Here is a 20,524-nt window from a genome sequence, read left to right as displayed (position 1 = left end):
TGGCCCAGGCGTTACCTGGTGCGTAAGCGACGCAGGCGCATTGCAGTCGCCGTGCCAACGCCGCCCAAGGATCAGGAGCGCCCGGCCGGCGTTGTGCAACCTGCAGGAGATTTATAGACAAGCAGGGGGATTTTGCTTTCCGGCGCGGCCGATTGGTCGGCTTCGGCGCAAAAGCGGTGCGCCGGTGAGACAAATTGGATCACCGGCCGCTCAGTCTTCGGGGGCCTCGAAAATACCCTCGATGGGCAGGCCGAAGGCCTTCGCGATCTTGAAGGCCAGGGGCAGGCTGGGGTCGTAGCGACCGGTCTCGATGGCGTTCACGGTCTGCCGTGAAACCTCCAGGCGCGCGGCCAGTTCCGCCTGGGACCAGCCTTGCCCGGCGCGCAGTTCACGCAGGCGGTTGTTCACTGGTAGCGCCTGTTGCCGAGGAGCGTGGCCACCAGCCATACCGAGCCCATGATCGGCCAGACGGCGAACATCGACAGTCGCGGTAGACCCGCTATTTCCAGGAAGCCGTAGCTGAAGGTGATCAGCGCGGTGCAGACAAAGGCGATGCCCAGGGCATTGAGCTGGATGCGCTGGCTGAGTTCATCCAGGCGCCGCAGCTGGCGAATGACCACCAGCGCCATGGCGATCATCGGGATTACGGGAATCAGCGACACCGCGATACGCCCGGCGCCGCTGTCCATGCCCGACAGCAGGTAAGTGCTGAAAACCACGGCGACAAGGTAGGCCAGCAGGATGAGGGTGAATTCCACGAGGTAGCGTTTGCCGCACATGGCTGGCTCCTGAAGTAAAGGGTGCTTTACATTAGGCGGGCGATCCAGCGGTGTCAAGGATGCTTTACATTGGCTCAATCGAACAGGGTCAGTCGGGTTTCGCCGCGGTGGAAGGCAAAGGCGGCTTCGATATCGCCTTCCACGGTGCGGCCACGGGACAGTTCGGGCAGGGCGTCGAGGGTGAAGAACCCGGCGTCGCTGACTTCCGAGCCGGCCACCGGGGTCCCGCGTTCGCTGCGCTCGCAGAGAAAATACAGCTTGTAGAAGTCCCGGGTGTCGGGAGTGAAGGGGCCCTTGGCCTTGTGCCGGACACTGTAGAGGGCGCGGGCCGAGACGCTGAGCCCGGCCTCTTCGTTGATCTCCTTGACGATGTTTTCGGCGGCCGACAGGCCGATATCGGCATAGCCGCCGGGCATGGCCCAGCGGCCGTCGGTCTGTTCGCGGACCAGGAGGATGCGGTTGTCTTCGATCAAGGCGCCGCGCACATCCACCAGGGGTGTCGAGTAGCGTTTGGCGAAGTCCGACACCAGGCCGGCAATGCGTTCCAGGGGCACGTCGGCCAGTTGCGCGAGCATGCGGTGGGCGATGTCGGCGACTTCCTGGTAACGCTCGCGATCGAACGGGTCCTTGCAGAAATGCAGCCCGGTGGAGGCCAGGGCCTGCAAGCGTTTGGCGTGGGTGAGCCAGGTGTTTTCCATGGTGCGTGTCCTCACGTAATCGCTGGGGGCAAATCTGTCACTGTCGGAGCGGCGGTTGCTGGGCGAGGTAGGCGGCCAGGCGCGGCAGGGCGTCTTCGGCGCTGCGGCTGTGGCCGGCCCAGGTGCAGGCCAGCATCAGGTTGCGCGGCAGGTTGAAATCCTCCACCAGCAAACCTTCGGCATCGCGGCCGTCGGCGTCATGGGGCACTTGTTCGCGCAGGGTCGCGGGCGTGTCGAACCAGGCCCACACCGGCTTGCCCAGGGCGATGGCCATGCCCACCTCGAAGGCGGTGCCGGAGTCCGGTTCGCGGCCGCGAAAGTCGTTGAGGTTGGCCAGCATCGCGTCGCAGTCGCGGATCAGCTGCATGTTCTCCTGGCAGATCAGCCAGGCGGTCTGCTCCGGCGTCGGCTGGGCCGGCACCTGCTGGTCGAAGGGGTAGAGGCCTTGCAGGCCTTGGGCTTGGCACAGGCGTTTGAGGTAGTCGCCGCGAGCGATGGCATCGCGGCGAAACAGGTCGAAGCCGGCGAGGTAGATGCGTGGGCTCATGCCTTTTTTTGCTCCTTCAGGCTTGCGGCAGAAAGCGCAGCAGCGCGGCGATGATGGCTTCCGGGGCGTCTTCCTGCAGCAGGTGGCCGGCGTTGGGTACCGCCTGGAAGCGGGAGCCGGGGATCAACTGCTGCAATTGGCGGCCGCGTTCGATGGGAATCCACTGGTCCTCCTCGCCCCAGAGGATTTGGGTCGGGCAGCGGATGTTCGGGTAAAGCGCGGCCACCTCCGCGGTGTAGCGCTCGTCCATCTGCGCGATCTGCCGGTAGAAGGCAGCCTGGCCGGTGGCGCCGAGCCAGGGCTGGACGTAGGGCGCCAGCTCCGGGTCGGCGATCTTGCGGTGGATCGCCCCGCGAATGTAGGCCGGCACTATGGCTTGCTGGATGTAGTCCGGCACGCCGCTGAAGGCCTGTTCATGCTGGCGCACGTGCTGCACGAACGGCGAGCCCCAGGGCGACAGCGCCACCGGGTCGATCAGGGTCAGGCTGCGGTAGTCCTTGCCGTTGAGCAGGTGGGTGCGCAGGGCGGTGGCGCCGCCGAAATCGTGGGCCACCACGTCCGGACGCTCCAGGCCCCAGTGCTCCAGCAGCTCGGCCAGCAGCTGGTTCTGCACGCCCAGGGACACGTCCTGGCCGGCGGCCTGTTCCGACTGGCCGTAGCCCAGCAGGTCGAAATAGTGCACCCGGTGGCTGGTGCTGAAGTGCGGGGCGATGCGGTGCCAGACGTAGGAAGAAAACGGCGTGCCATGCACGAAGACCAGGGGCGGGCCCTCGCCGTGAATGGCGTAGCGCACCGTTTGTCCATTGAAGCTGTAGCTTCGATCCAGCGGCCAGTTGCTCATGCTGTGGTCCTCTGCGAGTGATCGGTCCGGCGCCTGCCCAGGTAAGCCCGGCGCAACCCGTGCTTCTCGGCGCGGTGGGTCTAGGGGTAGCCACGGCGCCTGTACAGGCGATGTTTTCGCTCATGGCTTCGTGGGTGTAAAGCCGGATTCAGCTATGAGCCGAGGGCCGAGCGGGCAAGCATAGGCATAAAAAAACCACCGCGGGCGGTGGTTTTTTCAGGCGGGCGCAGGGTTATTCGCCGCGATAGATGCAGCCGCTGGTGCAGGTCTCGTGAATGCGGATCGCGCTCAGCTCCGGCAGCAGGGGCTTGAGCTCATTCCAGATCCACTTGGCCAGCACTTCGCTGGTGGGGTTTTCCAGGCCGGGAATGTCGTTCAGGTAGTTGTGGTCCAGGCGCTCGTAGAGCGGCTTGAAGATTTCCTTGATCTCGGAGAAGTCACGAATCCAGCCGGTGTGCGGATCGAGGTCGCCGCTCAGGTGGATGGCCACCTTGAACGAGTGGCCGTGCAGGCGCCCACACTTGTGCCCTTCGGGCACGTGGGGCAGGCGATGGGCGGATTCGAAGGTAAATTCTTTGAAGATTTCCACGGTGTCGGTCAGCTCGGTCAGGTGGCTATCGCCGCAGGCGATGTAAGGCAGGCGGCGAGTTTATCAGCTTGGCTATGCGGTTGCGGGAAAACCCTGACTAGGGGTCAGAGCCTAAAGGGTCAGCAGGCGCTCGCCGAGACGACCGCTACCGGCCAGCTCGAGGAACTCGTCGCCCAGGCGTCGGCTTTCATCCATCGCACTGCGCCAGTATTTCTGACGGCTGGCGTCGTCGCCCATGAAACGCTTGAAATCGTTGCGGTCCGGCAGTTTGCCGTAGGGCAGGCGCGCCAGGTATTCCTTCGACGGTGCCAGCAGCAATACGTCCTGCAGGCGCCCCGGGTTGCCGCGGCGCCAGGGCAGGGTCTTGTCGAACCAGCCGGGAATCACCCGGTCGGTGAAGTGCGGGTAGAGCACGATATCCTCGCCGCTGTAGGGCAGGTCGAGGTGGTAGTCCAGCAGGCCGCCGTCGCGGAAGGTGCCGGCCCCGGCGCCGGGCAGGTCGCGCACCCCTTGCATGACCATCGGGATGGAACCCGAGGCCAGCAGGGCCTGGCGCAGGTTGCCGGTGTCCAGCGGCACGAAGCGCGAGGGGAAGTCGTCGAGGGCATGCAGTGGCGGTGCCAGGCGCGGGTCGTGCAGCACCAGGCGCTCGAAGTGCCGCGCCAGGCGCGCGCGGCCGCGCAGGTTGTCGGCGATCACCGAGGACAATCCCAGGCCCAGTCGGCCGCGATGGTCGTCGGCGAGCAGGCCGTGGCTTTTCACCACCATGATGTTCAGCCGGTAGTGCGGGTTGGCGAGAATGCTGGCGTCGCGGCCATCGAGCAGCTCATGCAACATGCGCTGCGAGCTCTGGCTGATTTGCGCCATGCTCACACCCTTGGCAAAGCTCTGGGCGTTGTACAGCTGGCCCAGGCGGCGGATGCCTTCGGCGGCGTCCGGCAGGCAGGCGCTGGCGAAGCGCCAGGAACCCACCGAGGCGCCGATCAGCGAACGCTCCCGGGGCGCCGCCGCCAGCCACTCGCCGAACAACGCCAGGTCCAGCCCCTGGATGCCCAGGGCTTTCGGGCCGCCGGCGGCGCCGGGCAGGGTGCCGACCTCGGCCGCGTTCAGGCCGTTGGCGCGGATGCGGGCCAGGGCGCGTGGGCCGGCCTTGAGGGTCAGGGCGGGAAACTTGATGTGGATAGCGGTCATACCGGTCTCAATCTCGAGCGACAAGTGAGTATAAAAGCTCGGGCAGGCGGCGCCGAATGAAACCTGCGCGCCGCCGGTGATGGCCATTCAGTTTCAATTAAGTTCAACCGACTATCGTGAGTCCCGTAGCGACACATAACGAGAAATCCGGAGACACCCATGAAAACCTTGACTGCCCTGTTCACCGCCAGCCTCGTCGGCATGACCGCCAGCCTGGCCCATGCCCGCGACCTGGGCCCCGACGAGGCCCTGAGACTGCGCGACGCTGGTACCATTGTGTCCTTTGAAAAACTCAATGCCACGGCATTGGCCAAGCACCCGGGTGCGACCATCAGCGAAACCGAGCTGGAAGAGGAGTACGGCAAGTACATCTACCAGATCGAGATGCGCGACGCCCAAGGGGTTGAATGGGACCTGGAATTGGACGCGGTGAGCGGCCAGGTACTCAAGGATCATCAGGATACGTAATGAAGGTGAATCTACGCGCCGGTAGCCGAGTGGCCCTGGCGCTTCTGGCTTTTTGCTCGGTGGCGCTGGCCCGCGACCTGGACCAGGACGAAGCCCTGAACCTGCGCCAGCAAGGGGTGATCCTGCCGCTGGAGCAATTGCTGCAGCAGGCCCTGGACCGTTACCCCGGGGCCAAGTTGCTGGAAGCCGAGCTGGAAGAAAAACACGACGTCTATATCTACGAAGTCGAGCTGCTGACCGCTGAGGGCGTGGTCCGCGAGCTGGACCTGGAGGCCGCCACCGGCCGTTTACTGAAAGACAAGGAAGATGACTGATGCGCCTGCTCCTGGTGGAAGACCACGTCTCCCTGGCCGACGAACTGCTGGCCGGGCTCAACCGCCAGGGTTATGCCGTGGACTGGCTGGCCGATGGCCGTGACGCGCTGTATCAGGGCGCCAGCGAACCTTACGACCTGATCGTGCTCGACCTTGGCCTGCCCGGGGTGCCGGGCCTGGAGGTGCTGGCCAAATGGCGCGCCGGCGGCCTGGCGACTCCGGTGCTGATCCTCACCGCCCGCGGTTCCTGGGCCGAACGCATCGAAGGCCTCAAGGCCGGTGCCGACGACTACCTGACCAAGCCTTTCCATCCGGAAGAACTGCACCTGCGCATCCAGGCGCTGTTGCGCCGTTCCCACGGCCAGGCCAACCAGCCGACATTGCAGGCTGCCGGGCTGCACCTCGACGAAGGCCGTCAGTGCGTGGTGCGCGATGGCGTGGACATCCAGCTGACCGCCGCCGAGTTCCGCCTGTTGCGCTACTTCATGCTGCACCCGGAGCAGATCCTTTCGAAAAGCCATTTGGCCGAGCACCTCTACGATGGTGAAACCGAGCGCGATTCCAATGTATTGGAGGTTCACGTCAACCACCTGCGGCGCAAGCTCGGGCGCAGCGTGATCGAAACCCGTCGCGGCCAGGGCTACCTGTTCGGCGGGAACGCCCAGTGAGGTCGATCCAGCGCCGCCTGAGCCTGGGCCTGATCAGTGTGATGGTGATTGTCGGCCTGGTGCTGGCGCAGACCAGCCTGTGGCTGTTCGAGATGGGTTTGCAGCGCTACCTGGAAGCCGGCCTGCGCAACGACAGCGAAAGCCTGCTGGTGGCGCTGGTCCGTGGCCCGCAGGGCTTGCAACTGGACGAGCGGCGCTTGTCGCCGGCCTATCAGCGGCCGTTTTCCGGACATTACTTCCGCATCGACTTCGATGACGTGCACTGGCGCTCCCGCTCGCTGTGGGACCAGGAGCTGCCTGCACTGGCACAGACCGGGCTGCACAGCAACCTGCAACTGGGGCCCGAAGGCCAGCGCCTGCTGGTGCTGCGCACCGACTACCGGCGCCTCGGGCAGTCGATTTCCATCAGCGTGGCCCAGGACTACACCCCGGTGCGCGAGAGCTTCCTGCGCATGCAGCAGGTCGGCCTGGCGCTGGGCCTGGCCGGCCTGCTGCTGATCCTGATCCTGCAGCGGGTCACCGTGCGCCGCGCCTTGCGCCCGCTGGAACAGGCCCGCGAGCAGATCGCCCAGTTGCAGCGCGGCCAGCGTTCGCAACTGGACGAACAGGTGCCGCTGGAGCTGGAACCGCTGGTGGCGCAGATCAACCATTTGCTGGCCCATACCGAAGACAGCCTGAAGCGTTCGCGCAATGCCCTGGGCAACCTCGGGCATGCGTTGAAGACTCCGTTGGCGGTGCTGCTGAGCCTGAGCGCCAACCCCAAGTTGCAAGCCCACCCGGAGTTGCGCCAATTGCTTGAAGAGCAGTTGGAGCAGGTGCAGCAGCGGCTCAACCGCGAACTGAACCGCGCGCGCCTGGCCGGCGATGCGTTGCCGGGCGCGCTGTTCGATTGCGACGCCGAACTGCCGGGGCTGCTGGCGACCCTGAACATGATTCACGGCGAGCACCTGGACCTGAGTTATCAGGCCGCTCCCGGCCTGCAATTGCCCTGGGACCGGGAAGACCTGCTGGAACTGCTGGGCAACCTGCTGGACAACGCCTGCAAATGGGCCGATGCCGAAGTGGCGCTGAGCGTGTGGCAGACCGCCGAAGGTTATGGCCTGGCGGTGGACGACGATGGGCCGGGGATTCCCGAGGAACAGCGCAGCCAGGTGCTCAGCCGTGGCACGCGGCTGGACGAACAGACCGATGGCCACGGCCTGGGCCTGGGTATCGTGCGCGACATCGTCGAAAGCTGGGGCGGGGTGCTGCGCTTGCTGGAAAGCCCGCAGGGCGGGCTGCGGGTGTTGATCGAATTGCCCAAGCGCTGAGTTTGCCGATGCCGAACCCTGAACCCTGAACCCCTGTAGCCGCTGCCGAGGCACGAGGCTGCGATCGGCTGCGCAGCAGCCGTACACCCGGCGACTCGGTCGCTCAGATACACCGCGGGCACAGGATTGACGGGCGCTTGCGCCCGATCGCAGCCTCGTGCCTCGGCAGCGGCTACAAAAGCCAAGGCACTCCCGAAATGGATTCCCCTCCCAACAGGGGGGAGGGGGCTTGAGGTGTCAGACCTGGAACTGATCCATCAGGCTCTGCTGCTGGTTGGCCAGGCTGTTCAGCGACTGGCTGACCCGGGCCGATTCGTTGGCCTGTTCCGACAGCGATTCGGTGACGTCGCGGATGGTCGCCACATTGTTGTTGATCTCTTCGGCCACCGCGCTTTGCTCTTCGGCGGCGCTGGCGATCTGCAGGTTCATGTCGCTGATCACCGTCACCGCGTCGCCGATCTGGCGCAAGGCGGTGACCGCCTGGCCGACCTGCTCGACGCTGCCCTGGGCCTGGCGATGGCTGTTGCCCATCGAACCGACCACTTGCTGGGTGCCGCTTTGCAGCTGCTCGATGACCTGGCGGGTTTCTTCCACCGATTCCTGGGTGCGTCGGGCAAGGTTGCGCACTTCGTCGGCGACCACCGCGAAACCGCGCCCGGCCTCGCCGGCGCGGGCGGCCTCGATGGCGGCGTTGAGGGCCAGCAGGTTGGTCTGCTCGGCGATGGCGCGAATCACTTCCAGCACCGAACCGATTTTTTCACTGTTGGCGGCCAGGCCTTCGACCTGGGTCATGGCGGTGCTCATGTCGGCCGCCAAGTGGTCGATGCTCGCGGTGGTGCGGTCGATCACGCTCAGGCCCTGGCGCGTGGCCTGGTCGGCGTCGCGGGCGGCCTGCGCGGCCTGGGCCGCGCTGCGAGCCACGTCCTGGGCGGTGGCGCTCATTTCATGGGAGGCGGTGGCCACCTGGTCGACCTGGCGATACTGCTGCTCCATGCCGGCGCTGGTCTGGGTGGCGATGGCCGCAGACTGGTCGGCGGTGCCGCGGGCGTCCTGCACCGAGCGTTTCACCTCGGCGATAATCGGTTGCAGCTTGTCCAGGAAACGGTTGAACCAGCCGGCCAACTGGCCCAGTTCGTCCTGCTTGTCGTAGGCCAGGCGCCGGGTCAGGTCGCCTTCGCCGCTGGCAATGTCTTCGAGCATGCGCGCCACGCCGAGGATCGGCCGGGTCACGCTGCGCGCCATCAGCCACACCAGCAGCAGGCCGATCACCGCGGCCAGCAGGCCCAGGCCGAGTTCGATCAGGGTGCCGGCCCGGTTGCTCTGGTCCAGCTGGTTTTTCAGGGCCTCGGCCGGGCCGACCAGAACTTGCTCCGGCACTTCCAGCAGCACGCCCCATGGCTTGCCGCCGGGAATCGGGGTAAAGGGCGCGAGCACTTTCAGCTTGTTGTCGCTGTGCAGGCTCTGGGTCTGGGTGCTGCTCGTCAGCAGGCGGACCAGCTCGGCGCCGTTGGCCTGGTCCAGTTGGTCGAGGCGCTGGCTGAGTTTGCTGGCGTCGGCGCTGTAGCCGGCGAGCAGGCCGACCGGGCTGATGATGCTGACCGTGGTCCGGCCGTCGTAGAGCTCCTGGCTCGCTTGCCGGCTGACCGATTGCAGGCTGTTGAGGTTGATGTCCACCGACAGCGAGGCGATGACTTTGCCGTTCACCGTCAGCGGGAAGACGATGCTGCTCATCAGCACGTTCTGGCCATCGATCGCATAGAAGTAGGGTTCGATCACGCAAGGCTTGAGGGTGGTGCGCGGGCAGGTGAACCAGGCATTCGCCGGCTGGCCGCTGGGGCCGGTGGTGGTGTCGTTCATGTCGCTTTCCGGCAGCGCCATGGACGTCAGCTTGCCCGGGGTCGGCTGCGACCAGTACAGGGCGAAGCGGCCCTTGTCGTTGCTGCCCAGCTCGCTCTGGCCGCTGAAAAGCTCATCCTTGCCGTCCAGCGCATTGGCTTCGAACACCAGCGACAGGCCGAGCAGGTCAGGGTTGGCCTGCAACGCCGACTTCACCTGGCGGGTCAGGTCTTCGCGCAGGTCGAAGGCGTCGAGGAAGCGCTTTTCGGCCTGTTCGCGCAGGAACAGCACCTGGCGCGAGAAGCCGTGGCCATATTGATAGGCGTCCATGAATTGCTGGCGAATGCCCAGCGCCTGGACTTCGCCCTGGGCCTCGATGCGGGCCTGGGCGGCCTCGTTGAGCATCTCCATGCTCGAGGCTTTCACCAGTGCGGAGCTGTGCTCCATGCGGTACAGCGAAAGCCCCACCAGCAATGTCACCACGCCGGCCAGGCAGAGACCGGCGAGCAGGGTGATTTTCCACTGGATGGAAAGTTGTCTGAGCGACATGGAGACGTCCTTATTCGATATTTATCTGAGACTTTGCAGCGTATCGGCCGAAGAACGGCGTTCTTTAAACGCTCGTTCGAATGCCGCTCCCTGTAGCCGCTGCCGCAGGCTGCGATCGAGTGCGCAGCACTCGCAAAGGCACGCAATGCGACTGGCCTGGAAGACTCGATCCTCAGACCCGACGTCCGCTGCGCGGCCGATCGCAGGCTGCGCCAGCGGCTACAAGTGACGGCGGAGCTGCCGGCGCAGGCGGTAGTCGGTCGGGCAGCGAGTGCCCGCCGGTTTTGACAAGCGTGGCCCGCTGTTGCAAAGTGCGCGCCCTCTAACAAGCCCCTTCTTTGCAACCCGGTGTCGGCAGTTGCCCTCTGGCCGGACTCATTTCCTTTGCGGCGTTTTCCCGCCGCAGTGCCATGAGGTAACGATGATTAATGCAGTAATTGCCGCGGTTGGCGTCATGCTGGTCCTCAGCCTGTCCCGCGTGCATGTGGTGATCGCGCTGATCGTAGGCGCGCTGGTGGGCGGGCTGACCGGTGGCCTGGGTATCGAGGCGACTCTCAAGGCCTTCAACAATGGCCTGGGCGGCGGGGCGACGGTGGCCTTGTCCTATGCCTTGCTCGGCGCCTTTGCCGTGGCGATTGCCAAGTCCGGCCTGGCCCATGCCCTGGCGGACAAGATCCTGCTGCTGGTGGACCGCCAGGACAGCAACGGTGGCGGCAGCGTCAAATGGCTGCTGATCGGCCTGTTGTGGGTGGTGGCGATCGCTTCGCAAAACATCCTGCCGATCCATATCGCTTTCATTCCGCTGCTGGTGCCGCCGCTGCTGTATGTGCTGGGCAAGCTGCAACTGGACCGGCGCCTGATCGCCTGCGTCATCACCTTCGGCCTGATCACGCCCTACATGTTCCTGCCGGTGGGCTTCGGCAACATCTTCCTCAACGAGATCCTGCTGGCCAACGTCGCCCGCAGCGGCGTGGACGTCAGCAATATCAATGTCACCCACGCCATGGGCATTCCGGCGCTGGGCATGGTCTTCGGCCTGCTGCTGGCCTTTTTCAGTTACCGCAAGAAGCGCGTGTACGACCTCCGGCAGATCGAGAAGGTCGAGCAGGTCTCGGTGCGATACAACCCGCGCACGCTGCTGGTGGCGGGGCTGGCGATTATCGCGGCCTTTGTCATCCAGCTGCTGCTGGACTCGATGATTATCGGCGCGCTGTCCGGCTTCCTGATCTTCTCGGTGTCGGGCATCGTGCGCTGGCGCGAGACTGACGACCTGTTCACCGAAGGCATGAAGATGATGGCGATGATCGGTTTCATCATGATCGCCGCCGCCGGTTTCGCCGAAGTGATGAAGGCCACCGGCGAGGTGAAAAGCCTGGTGGAAACCTCGGCCGGCTGGATCGACCACAGCAAGGGCGTCGGCGCCTTGCTGATGCTGCTGGTGGGGCTGCTGGTGACCATGGGCATCGGCTCGTCGTTCTCCACCGTGCCGATCCTGGCGACCATCTTCGTGCCGCTGTGCGTGCAACTGGGCTTCAGCCCGTTGGCCATCGTGTGCATCGTCGGTACCGCCGGCGCCCTGGGCGATGCCGGTTCGCCGGCTTCGGACTCGACCCTGGGCCCGACCTCCGGCCTGAATATCGACGGCCAGCACCACCACATCTGGGACACCGTGGTCCCAACCTTCCTGCACTACAACCTGCCACTGCTGGTCTTCGGCTGGGTCGCGGCGATGGTGCTCTGAGCCCGCGGGGGTTCAGTTGCACCGCGTTGTTCCTATCGCGAGCAAGCTTCGCTTCTACAGAAGCGTGAAGCTTTGCTCGCGAAACATCTCCAGGGCGCCGCCTATCTGCGGATTCCGCTCTTCATCCCGTGGGGCTCAACTTTTGTGGCGGCGTGCCGTTAAGGCTATATCACGCCAACAACATCAAGAGTGAACCTCCTATGCGCCTAAGTTTGAAGGGCAAAGTCCTGTCCCTCGCGGTCCTCCCGGTCCTGTTGTTTGCGCTGGTGATCAGCCTGGCCACGGTCTTCATGCTCAAGGAGCAGGCGCAGAACGAGGTGGACGAGACCCGGCAGCGCCTGCTCGGCGAGGCCAAGACCACGCTGCAAAGCTATGTGGAGGTGGCGCTGAGCACGGTCAAGCCGCTCTACGATGCGGCGCCGTCGGGCGATACCGCGACCCGCGCGCAGGTGGTCAAGCTGCTGTCGAACATCACCTACGGCAAGGATGGCTACTTCTTCGGCTACGACTCCGAGACGGTGCGCCTGTTCAAGGGCAACAGCCCGGATGGCGTGGGCAAGAGCTTCAAGGACAACCGCGACCCCAATGGCGTGTACGTCAACCGCGAGCTGGTCAAGGTCGGCAAGGACGGCACGCATTATGTGCAGTACAGCTCGACCCAGCCGGGCAGCGACGTGTTGGTGCCGAAGCTGGGCTACACCGAATACCTGCCCAAGTGGGACCTGATCGTCGGTTCCTCGGTGAACCTGGACGGCATCGACGCCCAGGTGGCCGAGGTCGAGGCCAGCGTCAACCAGCGCATGCAGGGCATGGTCCTGAGCATCATCGGCATCGCCGTGGTGGTGCTGCTGGTGATCGCCGCCATCGGCCTGCTGGTGGCCAATACCATCCTGCGGCCGCTGAACCTGATGAAGATCAACCTCGACGACATCGCCGCCGGCGAAGGCGACCTGACCCGCCGCCTGGCCATCACCAGCCAGGACGAGCTGGGCGACCTGGCCGGCTCGTTCAACCGCTTCGTCGACAAGATCCACGGCCTGGTGCGGCAGATCACCGAAATGACCGGCCAGCTCACCGGCCTGGTGACCCAGGTTTCCGAACAGGCCCAGCGTTCCGAACAGGCCATGGAGCGCCAGCGCCACGAGACCGACCAGGTGGCCACGGCGATCAATGAAATGTCGTCGGCGGCCCAGGAAGTGGCGCGCAGCGCCCAGGGCGCGGCCGTGGCGGCGCAGCAGACCGACGAGGAAGGCCAGGCGGCCAAGCGCGTGGTGGACGGCAGCATCCAGCAGATTCACGCGCTGGTCAGCGATATCCGCAGCAGCGGCACTTCCCTGGACAGCCTGCAAAAGGATGTGGCGTCGATTGTCAGCGTGTTGGATGTGATCCGTTCGATTGCCGAGCAGACCAACCTGCTGGCACTCAACGCCGCCATCGAAGCGGCGCGGGCCGGTGAGGCCGGGCGTGGTTTCGCCGTGGTGGCCGACGAGGTCAGGGCGCTGGCCAGCCGTACCCAGCAGAGCACCCAGGAAATCCAGGGCATGATCGACCGCTTGCAGCAGGGCACGCGCACCGCCGTAGAGGCCATGCGCCGCTCCAGCGATGCTGGCGACGGCACCTCGCACCAGGCCAACGAGGCCGGGGCGTCGCTGGATGCCATGGCGCAACTGATCGGCACCATCAACTCGATGAACGCGCAGATCGCCAGCGCTGCGGAAGAACAGACCGCCGTGGCCGAGGAGATCAACCGCAGCGTGCATCAGATCGCGGTGGCGGTGGACAGCGTCGCCGACGAAACCCAGCTCGGCGCCCAGACCTCGCGCAGCCTGGCGGACCTCGGCCAACGCCTGGGCAAGCTGGTGGGGCAGTTCCGTATCTGACGCGGTGTAGCCGCTGCCGCAGGCTGCGATAAGGTCCGCAGGACCTTCCTCTCCTTCGGCGCCGATCGCAGCCTGCGGCAGCGGCTACAGGGGCTGTCAGGCATTCACATCGAGCCAGCCCCTGTACCCCGATAAAAACCGCCTCACTTCTTCCGTGATTTGCCGCTATTGGGAATGTGCAGGTAGGACATCACGCTTTCGGTCAGCTCGGTCGCCAGCTTGACCGCTTCCTTGTTGCGCGCCATCACCCCCGCCACCAAGCCTTCGATCAGGGCCAGCACCGCGATGTTGGAGCTGGTCATCACCGGATGGTCGGCGGGGGCGAACAGCACATGTTCGGCAATGCTGGCCAGCGGCGAGGCGGGCGAGTCGGTGATGGCCAGCACTGAGGCGCCGCGTTCGTTGGCGAACCGCGCCAGTTGCAGGGTGTCCAGGGAGTAGCGCGGCAGGGAGATGGCCAGTAGGACGTCCTGATCGGTGATCGCGGCCAGGCGGTAGGCGGCATTTTCGTTGCCGCCCTCCATGCTGATGGCGGTGGCATCGGCACAGAAGGGCATCAGGGTCGAGGCGGCGAGGCCGGCGAAGTAGACACTGTTGCCAAAGCCCAGAATGTAGATCTTGCGCGCCTGGACCAGGCTGGTGACGAAGGCGTCGAAGGTCTGGGCATGATTGTTGGTCGCCGCCATGGCGAGGTTGCTGCTGGCGCTCTGGATCTGTTCGTGCAGGCCGAAGGCGCCACCGGGACGATGGGCCAGTTCGTTGCGTAGCTTGTCGACCGGCGAGACCATTTGCTGCAGCGTCGTCACCAGCTCGGCCTTCATGCCGGTGTAGCCGCCGAGGTCGAGGGTCTTGGCCAGTCGATTGACCGCCGCCGGCGAGGTCGAGGTTTCGTGGGCCATCTCCTCGATGGTCAGCGTCGCGGCCTTCAACGGATGGCGCAGGATAAAGTCCGCGACCTTGCGCAGCGACGGCGGCAGGTCGGCAACGATTTGTGCCAGTTTACGCATCACCGGCGCGGCATAGACCGTGGTGTCTTTCAGTGGGGTCGGCATATCCGGCTCAACATGTCCTGAGGATGGGAGGAGGGGCACAAGGTTGGCGGAGTGTATCCGAAGCCGCCCCCTGGCGTGCAGCGCCAGGCCAGGGGGGGAGCTGCGTCGGGTTATTTCAGGCTGCCGGCGAGGAACTGCCGCAGGCGTTCGGACTGGGGCCTGGCCAGCACTTCGCGCGGCTCGCCGCGTTCTTCGACCAGGCCCTGGTGGAGGAATACCAACTGGTTCGAAACCTCGCGGGCAAAACCCATTTCGTGGGTCACCACGACCATGGTCCGGCCTTCCTGGGCGAGGTCCTGCATCACCTTGAGCACGTCGCCGACCAGTTCCGGGTCGAGTGCCGAAGTCGGCTCGTCGAACAGCATTACTTCCGGCTCCATGGCCAGCGCCCGGGCAATCGCCACGCGCTGCTGCTCGCCGCCCGACATATGCGCCGGCCAGGCGTCCATACGGTGCGCCACGCCGACCTTGTCCAGGTAGTGCCTGGCCTTTTCCCGGGCCTCCTGCTTGCTCAGGCCCAGCACATGCACCGGTGCTTCCATGACGTTTTCCAGGGCGCTCATGTGCGACCACAGGTTGAAGTGCTGGAACACCATCGACAGCCGCGAACGCATGCGTTGCAACTGTCTGGGGTCGGCCGCCTTGAGGCTGCCGAGTTTACTGGCGCGCAGTTCGAGGGGTTCGCCATTGAGCACGATGCTGCCTGCGCTGGGCTGCTCCAGCAGGTTGATGCAGCGCAGGAAGGTGCTTTTGCCGGAACCGCTGGAGCCGATGAGGCTGATCACGTCGCCGGCTTTCGCCTGCAGGGACACACCCTTGAGCACCTGGTGCGCGCCGTAGCTTTTGTGCAGATCCTGAATTTCAAGTTTGTACATGGTTGCGATTCTCTGGAGTCAGTCGCTGAGCAGGCGACCCTGGCGGATGGGGGTATTGCCGGCCACCTTGGCCAGCCACAGACCGGGTTGGGCAAAACGCAGGCGCTCGCGGGCATAAAGGATGCCGTCGGTGGCGGCGCGCACCAGGCTGTGGTGATCGGTCAGCGGGTCGATGACCTCGAACAGCGGGTCGCCGACCTTGACCCGGGCCCCCAGGGGTTGCAGAAAACTCACCACCCCCGGGTGCGGCGCATAGGCGTACTGCGCGCCGGCGAAGGGCGTCGCTTCGCAGATGCACGGTGGCGGTGTCGGCCAGCCGCCGCTGATCAGGCCCTGGTCGGCGAGGTAGCCGAGAATGGCCTGGGCGCTGTCGGCGCAGGGCTCGCGCTCGGTGTCGGCCATGCCGCGCAGTTCGATGGTGGTGGCCACGCACGCCAGCGGAATATCGGCCGCTGGAAAGCGCTCGGCCAGCTGTAGCCAGGGGATCGCGCAGGCTTCATCGAAGGCGCTGCCGCCCGCGGCCTCGGCCAGCAGGGCGACCCCCGCGTACAGGCGCGCGGCCAGAGAGCGCAGGTGTGGCCAGTTCTGCGGCATTGCGTACAGCAGCATCACCGACTCGAAGTCGCAGTGCAGGTCCAGCACCACGTCGGCATCGCAGGCATGTTGCAACAACAGGCGGCGCAGGCCGTCGAGTTCCGAGTCTGGCGCCGGCATGTCTGCCAGGGCATCGAGCAGGGCGCGGCGGATCAGCGCGATGTTGGCGCTGGCGTCGTCGCCCAGCCGGCCTTCCAACAGCGGCGTCACGGCCTTGGTCAGCTCCGGGAAATCGCGATTGAAGTTCTTGCCGCTGCCGAACTCGAAGCGGCCTTGGTGGGTGGCCTGGAACATTTGGGCGATGCCGATCGGGTTGGCCATCGGCACCAGCTCTATCACCCCCGTCAGGCGGCCTTGTTCTTCCAGTTCGAGCAGGCGCCGCTTGAGTTCGACGGCTACCCGCATGCCCGGCAGCTCGTCGGCGTGCAGGGACGCCTGGATGTAGGCCTTGCGCGGCCCGCTGCCGAAACGAAACAGCGTCAGCTGGCGTTCGGTGCCCGAAGCGCTCCAGGGCAAGCGGTATTGAATGTGTTCCATAACAGCTCCTCAGTGCTTGCGCGGTGCCAGGTACGCCAGCCAGCGGCGCTCGGCGAGCTTGAACAGGCGGACCAGGATGAAAGTCAGGACCAGATAGATGAGCCCGGCGGTGATGAACGCCTCGAACGGCAGGTAGAAGCGTGAACTGACGGTGCGCGCGGCGCCGGTGATGTCGACGAGGGTGACGATGGAGGCCAGGCTGGTGGTTTGCAGCATCATCAGCACTTCGTTGCTGTACTGCGGCAGCGCCCGGCGCAAGGCCGAGGGCAGGAGAATGCGCCGGTACAGGGTCAGGCGCGACATGCCCATGGCCCTGGCGGCCTCGATCTCGCCGTGGGCCGTGGCCTTCAGGCTGCCGGCCAGCAGTTCGGCGCTATAGGCGCCGGTGTTGAGCGCGAAGGCCAGGCAGGCACAGAAGGTGGCGCTGGAGAGGTAGGGCCAGAGCAGGCTCTGGCGTACCGCTTCGAACTGGGCCAGGCCGTAGTAGATCAGGAACAGCTGCACCAGCATCGGCGTGCCGCGGATCACGTAGGTGTAGAGCCAGGCCGGGAGGTTGATCAGCGGCGAGCGGGACACCCGCATCAGCGCCAACGGAACCGCCAGCAGCAGACCGCAGGCCAGGGAAATCAGCAGCACTTTGAGGGTCACCAGTACGCCACCGAAATACAGCGGCAGGTTCTCCCAGATCAGGTGGTAGTCGAGAATCATGGGGGCTCCCAATCACAGTTCGGCGGCTTTGAGGCCGACCGAGTAGTGTTTTTCCAGATAACGCAGCACCAGCAACGACAGGCTGGTCAGCAGCAGGTAAAGCGCCGCCACGGCGAGAAAGAAGGTGAAGGGTTCGTGGGTGGCGTCCGCCGCGTTCTTGGCCTTGAACATCATGTCCTGCAGGCCGATCACCGAAATCAGCGCGGTGGACTTGGTCAGTACCAGCCAGTTGTTGGTGAAGCCGGGAATGGCGAAGCGAATCATCTGCGGCACCAGAATCCGCCAGAACACCTGGGCGCCACTCATGCCATAAGCCGCGCCGGCCTCGGCCTGGCCCTTGGGGATCGCCATGAAGGCGCCGCGAAACGTCTCCGAGAGATAGGCGCCAAAAATGAAGCCCATGGTGCAGACGCCGGCGATAAACGGGTTGATGTCGAAATAGCGGGTGTAACCGAGCGCCAGGGCAAGGCGGTTCACCAGATCCTGGCCGCCGTAGAAGATCAGCAGGATCAACACCAGGTCGGGAATCCCGCGAATCAGGGTCGTATACCCTTCGCCCAGTATCGCCAGCCATTTCAGCGGCGACAGGCGAAAGGCCGCGCCGACCAGGCCCAGGGCAATGGCCAGGGTCATGGAGGTCAGCGCCAGGTTGATGGTCAGCCAGGCGCCATCGAGAATGCTCGATCCGTAGCCGTGGAGCATGATGAAGTTCCTCAAGCGAGCGCCGCGAGGCGCAAGGCGGGCGCGGCACCGGCAACGGGCCGGCGCCAGGGCCCTGGGTCAGGCTTATTCGCCGTAGATATCGAACGCGAAGTAACGGGCCATTACCTGCTGGTACTTGCCGTTGGCGCGGATGGCGTCGATGGCCGCATTGAGGCGCGCGGCATTGGCGCTATCGCCCTTGCGCACGGCGATCCCGGCGCCCCTGCCGAAATAGTTCGGGTCGCTGATGTCCGGCCCGACCAGGGCGAAACCCTTGCCTGCCGCGGTCTTGATAAAGCTCTCGTCGGTGTTGACGATGTCGGCGAGGGTGGCGTCCAGACGGCCCGAGGCGAGGTCGAGGAAGGCTTCGTTCTGCGAGGCATAGCGCACCACCTCGACCCCGGCGTTGGCCAGTTGCTCGGTGGCGAAGCGGTCGTAGGTCGAGGAGCGTTGTACGCCGACTTTCTTGCCCTTGAGGTCCTGCACCGGGTCGTTGATCACGTTGCCGGTCTTCATCGCGAACTTGCCCGGCGTGTGGTAGTACTTTTTGCTGAAGTCGACCGACTTCATCCGGTCCTCGGTGATCGACATCGACGACAGCACGGCATCGATCTTGCGCACCTTGAGCGACGGGATCATGCCGTCGAATTCCTGGATGACCCACTCGCATTTCACCTTCATCTCTTCGCACAAGGCGTTGCCGATGTCGTAGTCGAAACCACTGACGTTGCCCTCTGGCGTCTTGAAGGAAAAGGGCGGGTAGGCGGCTTCGATGCCGATACGCAGGCGGTCTTCGTCGGCGTGGGCCAGGAAGCTTGCGGCGCACAGCGCCAGAGCACCTAGAAGTTCTGTCTTGTTCATATTGTTGACTCCTTGGAGGGGCGTTGGGGTGGTACGGGTACAAGCCGTCCGGTCTGGCGTGCTTCGGTCCTGGTGATTTTGGTGTGGCTATAAATGACATGTATTATTTCAGAAATCAACATTGTGAAAATAATAATATCAGAATGGCGTGTGCGGATAGCTGGCTGTGCCGGTTGGCGCAGCCTGTTCAGATGGATTCAGGGGAGGGGGAAGGGGAAGGGGTTGCGTACGTGAGGCAGGGGCAGGCTTGTTACGGTGTAGGAGTGAGCGGGTGGCGATCCGACTTGCCCGCGATGGCGTCATCAGCGACGCCACCTCAATCAGGATTAAACCGCGCTGTTCGCCGTCACATCGCGCATCAACAAGGCAAAACGCAGATCCACCGCATCCGGGATCGGCAGGTACACCGTATGCCCGTCCCCCGGCGCGACCTCGATCGGTTCGCCACGGACGTTCTGCAACTGGTGCAGGTCGAAGTGGAAGTTGCCCTTGGGCGTCATCAGTTCCATGTGGTCGCCCAGGGCAAAGCGGTTCTTCACTTTCACTTCCGCCAGCCGGTCGCGACGCTCGCCGGTGAGTTCGCCGACAAACTGCTGGCGTTCCGAGACCGAGCTGCCGTTCTGGTAGTTCTGGTATTCGTCATGCACGTGGCGCCGCAGGAAACCTTCGGTGTAGCCGCGCTGGGCGAGGGACTCCAGGTCGGTCATCAGGCTGCGGTCGAAATGGCGGCCGGCCACCGCGTCGTCGATGGCCCGGCGATAGACCTGGGTGGTGCGCGCGCAATAGAAGTGCGACTTGGTGCGGCCCTCGATCTTCAATGAATGCACGCCCATGCGCGTCAGGCGCTCGACATGCTGCACCGCGCGCAGGTCCTTGGCATTCATGATGTAGGTGCCGTGCTCGTCCTCGAAGGCCGGCATCGGCTCGTCCGGGCGGTTGGCTTCGCGCAGCAGGAACACCTGGTCGGTGGGGGCGCCGATGCCCAGGGTCGGCTCCGGCTGGAACTGCTGGACGATCTCGCCGACGGCGTTTTCCGTGGCTGGCTCGGCCTGGTATTTCCAGCGGCAGGCATTGGTGCAGGTGCCCTGATTGGCGTCGCGCTTGTTCATATAGCCCGACAGCAGGCAACGCCCGGAATAGGCCATGCACAGGGCACCGTGGACGAACACTTCGAGCTCCATGGCCGGCACCTGCTGGCGGATTTCCTCGATCTCTTCCAGGGACAGCTCGCGGGACAGGATGATCCGGCTCAGGCCCTGTTGCTGCCAGAACTCGACGCTGGCCCAGTTCACCGTGTTGGCCTGCACCGACAGGTGGATCGGCATCTGCGGGAAGTGCCGGCGTACCAGCATGATCAGCCCCGGGTCGGACATGATCAGCGCGTCCGGGGCCATGGCGATCACCGGCGCGAGGTCCTTGAGGAAGGTCTTGAGCTTGGCGTTGTGCGGGGCGATGTTGACCACCACGTAGAAGCGCTTGCCCTGGGCCTGGGCCTCGCGAATGCCGAGGGCCAGGTTGGCGTGGTCGAATTCGTTGTTGCGCACCCGCAGGCTGTAGCGCGGCTGGCCGGCGTACACCGCATCGGCGCCATAGGCGAAGGCGTAGCGCATGTTTTTCAGGGTGCCGGCGGGGGCGAGCAGTTCGGGGCGGGTCAGGGGCGTCATGGCGGCTGTCGGTGGCAAAAGGTCGCGAGGGTAAGGCCATGGCCGGCAGAGTTCATTGATCTGGATCTATGCTCGATGAATAAAAAAGGCACTTGGCCGAACGCTGGCGGACTAAGGTTT

The 20,524-nt window shown here is 64.8% G+C and carries 20 protein-coding genes and 3 pseudogenes; 7 read left to right on the top strand and 16 right to left on the bottom strand.

Features of this window, described 5'->3' with window-relative positions; translation table 11 throughout:
• Nucleotides 1–210 precede the first annotated feature (210 nt).
• From BLV20_RS22300 to BLV20_RS22270, 7 genes are all read right to left on the bottom strand, one after another.
• Nucleotides 211–408, bottom strand: a complete 198-nt coding sequence (locus tag BLV20_RS22300; protein WP_092304613.1) for a helix-turn-helix transcriptional regulator — start codon at nt 406–408, stop codon at nt 211–213.
• Nucleotides 405–779 (bottom strand): hypothetical protein, encoded by a 375-nt coding sequence (locus BLV20_RS22295; RefSeq protein ID WP_092304612.1) that lies wholly within the window; start codon nt 777–779, stop codon nt 405–407. Before BLV20_RS22295 ends, BLV20_RS22300 begins: the two co-directional genes overlap by 4 nt.
• Nucleotides 780–853: 74 nt before the next feature.
• The gene (locus BLV20_RS22290; protein WP_092304611.1) at nt 854–1,477 is read right to left on the bottom strand and encodes an NUDIX hydrolase; all 624 of its coding nucleotides are present in this window, start codon (nt 1,475–1,477) and stop codon (nt 854–856) included.
• Between the two features lie 37 nt (nt 1,478–1,514).
• Complete coding sequence (locus tag BLV20_RS22285; RefSeq protein WP_092304610.1) at nt 1,515–2,024, bottom strand: nucleoside 2-deoxyribosyltransferase; 510 nt, start codon at nt 2,022–2,024, stop codon at nt 1,515–1,517.
• A gap of 16 nt (nt 2,025–2,040) precedes the next feature.
• Nucleotides 2,041–2,865, bottom strand: coding sequence for an alpha/beta fold hydrolase (locus BLV20_RS22280; RefSeq protein WP_092304609.1), 825 nt, complete (start codon nt 2,863–2,865; stop codon nt 2,041–2,043).
• A 232-nt stretch (nt 2,866–3,097) separates the two neighbouring features.
• Nucleotides 3,098–3,454 (bottom strand): 6-carboxytetrahydropterin synthase QueD, encoded by a 357-nt coding sequence (gene queD / locus BLV20_RS22275; RefSeq protein ID WP_025804812.1) that lies wholly within the window; start codon nt 3,452–3,454, stop codon nt 3,098–3,100.
• A gap of 111 nt (nt 3,455–3,565) precedes the next feature.
• A complete protein-coding gene (locus tag BLV20_RS22270; protein WP_092304630.1) occupies nt 3,566–4,645 on the bottom strand; it encodes a patatin-like phospholipase family protein in 1,080 nt (359 codons plus the stop codon).
• 159 nt (nt 4,646–4,804) lie between these two features.
• On the opposite strand from BLV20_RS22270, the gene BLV20_RS22265 reads away from it, so the two are divergent.
• From BLV20_RS22265 to BLV20_RS22250, 4 genes are read left to right on the top strand one after another with little or no spacing between them, the layout of a single operon-like run.
• Complete coding sequence (locus BLV20_RS22265; RefSeq protein WP_092304608.1) at nt 4,805–5,113, top strand: PepSY domain-containing protein; 309 nt, start codon at nt 4,805–4,807, stop codon at nt 5,111–5,113.
• The gene (locus tag BLV20_RS22260; protein WP_092304607.1) at nt 5,113–5,427 is read left to right on the top strand and encodes a PepSY domain-containing protein; all 315 of its coding nucleotides are present in this window, start codon (nt 5,113–5,115) and stop codon (nt 5,425–5,427) included. The genes BLV20_RS22265 and BLV20_RS22260 overlap by 1 nt, the downstream gene beginning before the upstream one ends.
• A complete protein-coding gene (locus tag BLV20_RS22255) occupies nt 5,427–6,095 on the top strand; it encodes a response regulator transcription factor (protein ID WP_009044669.1) in 669 nt (222 codons plus the stop codon). The genes BLV20_RS22260 and BLV20_RS22255 overlap by 1 nt, the downstream gene beginning before the upstream one ends.
• Nucleotides 6,092–7,405 carry a sensor histidine kinase gene (locus BLV20_RS22250; RefSeq protein WP_092304606.1) on the top strand — a complete coding sequence of 438 codons (1,314 nt, stop codon included), beginning with the start codon at nt 6,092–6,094 and terminating at the stop codon, nt 7,403–7,405. Before BLV20_RS22255 ends, BLV20_RS22250 begins: the two co-directional genes overlap by 4 nt.
• Before the next feature lie 237 nt (nt 7,406–7,642).
• On the opposite strand, the pseudogene BLV20_RS32135 reads toward BLV20_RS22250, so the two are convergent.
• Together BLV20_RS32135 and BLV20_RS32130 are read right to left on the bottom strand one after the other, a co-directional pair.
• A pseudogene (locus BLV20_RS32135) lies at nt 7,643–8,158 on the bottom strand (methyl-accepting chemotaxis protein); the annotation flags it as partial.
• Between the two features lie 342 nt (nt 8,159–8,500).
• Nucleotides 8,501–9,571 (bottom strand): annotated as a pseudogene (locus tag BLV20_RS32130) (HAMP domain-containing protein); the annotation flags it as partial.
• 643 nt (nt 9,572–10,214) lie between these two features.
• Here BLV20_RS32130 and BLV20_RS22240 point away from each other — a divergent pair.
• The 3 genes and pseudogenes from BLV20_RS22240 (at nt 10,215) to BLV20_RS32120 (ending at nt 13,411) form a co-directional block, all read left to right on the top strand.
• A complete protein-coding gene (locus BLV20_RS22240; RefSeq protein ID WP_175540247.1) occupies nt 10,215–11,531 on the top strand; it encodes a Na+/H+ antiporter family protein in 1,317 nt (438 codons plus the stop codon).
• A gap of 200 nt (nt 11,532–11,731) precedes the next feature.
• Nucleotides 11,732–12,505, top strand: a pseudogene (locus tag BLV20_RS32125) (cache domain-containing protein); the annotation flags it as partial.
• 84 nt (nt 12,506–12,589) lie between these two features.
• Nucleotides 12,590–13,411, top strand: a complete 822-nt coding sequence (locus BLV20_RS32120; RefSeq protein ID WP_371860293.1) for a methyl-accepting chemotaxis protein — start codon at nt 12,590–12,592, stop codon at nt 13,409–13,411.
• A 143-nt stretch (nt 13,412–13,554) separates the two neighbouring features.
• Here the strand turns inward: BLV20_RS32120 and BLV20_RS22230 are convergent, their stop codons facing one another.
• From BLV20_RS22230 to yegQ, 7 genes are all read right to left on the bottom strand, one after another.
• Complete coding sequence (locus BLV20_RS22230; RefSeq protein ID WP_092304602.1) at nt 13,555–14,463, bottom strand: MurR/RpiR family transcriptional regulator; 909 nt, start codon at nt 14,461–14,463, stop codon at nt 13,555–13,557.
• 110 nt (nt 14,464–14,573) lie between these two features.
• The gene (locus tag BLV20_RS22225; protein WP_092304601.1) at nt 14,574–15,338 is read right to left on the bottom strand and encodes an ABC transporter ATP-binding protein; all 765 of its coding nucleotides are present in this window, start codon (nt 15,336–15,338) and stop codon (nt 14,574–14,576) included.
• Between the two features lie 18 nt (nt 15,339–15,356).
• On the bottom strand, nt 15,357–16,469 hold the full coding sequence (locus BLV20_RS22220) for a succinylglutamate desuccinylase/aspartoacylase family protein (RefSeq protein WP_092304600.1): 1,113 nt from the start codon (nt 16,467–16,469) through the stop codon (nt 15,357–15,359).
• 9 nt (nt 16,470–16,478) lie between these two features.
• Nucleotides 16,479–17,177, bottom strand: a complete 699-nt coding sequence (locus BLV20_RS22215; RefSeq protein ID WP_092304599.1) for an ABC transporter permease — start codon at nt 17,175–17,177, stop codon at nt 16,479–16,481.
• 12 nt (nt 17,178–17,189) lie between these two features.
• Nucleotides 17,190–17,879, bottom strand: coding sequence for an ABC transporter permease (locus tag BLV20_RS22210; RefSeq protein WP_092304598.1), 690 nt, complete (start codon nt 17,877–17,879; stop codon nt 17,190–17,192).
• An 84-nt stretch (nt 17,880–17,963) separates the two neighbouring features.
• Entirely contained in the window at nt 17,964–18,740 is a 777-nt protein-coding gene (locus BLV20_RS22205; protein WP_092304597.1) for an ABC transporter substrate-binding protein, read from the bottom strand.
• 326 nt (nt 18,741–19,066) lie between these two features.
• Nucleotides 19,067–20,404: a prephenate-dependent tRNA uridine(34) hydroxylase TrhP gene (yegQ, locus tag BLV20_RS22200; protein ID WP_092304596.1), complete on the bottom strand. Its 1,338-nt coding sequence runs from the start codon at nt 20,402–20,404 to the stop codon at nt 19,067–19,069.
• Nucleotides 20,405–20,524 lie beyond the last annotated feature (120 nt).

The organism is Pseudomonas sp. NFIX28 (genome assembly GCF_900107395.1).
GTDB lineage: Bacteria > Pseudomonadota > Gammaproteobacteria > Pseudomonadales > Pseudomonadaceae > Aquipseudomonas.
This window is presented reverse-complemented; position numbering and strand designations above follow the sequence as displayed.